Origin of the sequence: Campylobacter sp. US25a, assembly GCF_004379075.1 — a bacterium.
GTDB classification, from domain to species: Bacteria; Campylobacterota; Campylobacteria; order Campylobacterales; family Campylobacteraceae; genus Campylobacter_D; species Campylobacter_D jejuni.
The window spans coordinates 1-408 of record NZ_RYYM01000101.1; the positions used below are offsets into that span (position 1 = coordinate 1).

Annotated in this window: 1 protein-coding gene; it reads right to left on the bottom strand. The window is 32.8% G+C overall.

Annotation, left to right across the window (positions count from 1 at the left end; genetic code table 11):
• Positions 1-82: 82 nt before the first annotated feature.
• Positions 83-408: flagellin (locus tag ELQ12_RS09920; RefSeq protein ID WP_274542347.1), on the bottom strand; the 326-nt coding region annotated here is incomplete at its 5' end.

The following is a 408-nucleotide window of genomic DNA, read 5'->3' on the forward strand; positions in this document are numbered from 1 at the left end:
AAAAAGCCTAGTATTTCTACTAGGCTTGGATTTGTATATATGCAGCATTCTTAAAAGAATGTAAAGTGATTTTAAGATTTAACTATTGTAATAATCTTAAAACATTTTGTTGGCTAGAATTTGCTTGAGCCATAGCATAAGAACCACTTTGAGCTAAGATATTTGCTTTAGAATAGTTTGCACTTTCACTAGCAAAGTCTACATCTCTGATTTGTGATTCAGCTGATTTAACATTTACTTGAGTTACAGTAATGTTGTTTATAGTCGATGTAACTTGATTTTGCACAGAACCAATGTCAGCTCTGATTTGATCAAGGTTTGTTATAGCAGTTTCTGCTATATCCATAACAGCCATTGCACCTTTAAGAGTAGTTACACCTGCAGTTTCATCTTTAACACCAAGGGTAT